The sequence below is a fragment of the Brevibacterium sp. 91QC2O2 genome (assembly GCF_024580695.1).
Taxonomy (GTDB): Bacteria; Actinomycetota; Actinomycetes; order Actinomycetales; family Brevibacteriaceae; genus Brevibacterium; species Brevibacterium moorei.
In genome coordinates this window covers 1-272 of sequence record NZ_JANIJY010000086.1, presented here as the reverse complement: position 1 = coordinate 272, position 272 = coordinate 1, and the positions used below count along the sequence as shown (strand labels likewise).

Here is a 272-nt window from a genome sequence, read left to right as displayed (position 1 = left end):
GGGGGGAGTGGTCGAAGGTGGGACTGGTGATTGGGACTAAGTCGTAACAAGGTAGCCGTACCGGAAGGTGCGGCTGGATCACCTCCTTTCTAAGGAGCATCAACTAATAAGTGGTTGGCCATCGTAGGCGCCGAGTGTGTGTCTGGTGGTTGCTCGTGGGTGGAACATCGCGGGATTGATTGTTTGAGTATGCTGTTGGGGTTCTGGGACAACAGACCACTGTTTGGTGGTGTGTGTTCTGGTGCCGCCCCTGCCGGCTGTCGGGTCCGTGT

Annotated in this window: 1 rRNA gene; it reads left to right on the top strand. The window is 57.0% G+C overall.

The window, feature by feature from the left end:
- Positions 1-89, top strand: a 16S ribosomal RNA gene (locus NQ036_RS15550); the annotation flags it as partial.
- Positions 90-272 lie beyond the last annotated feature (183 nt).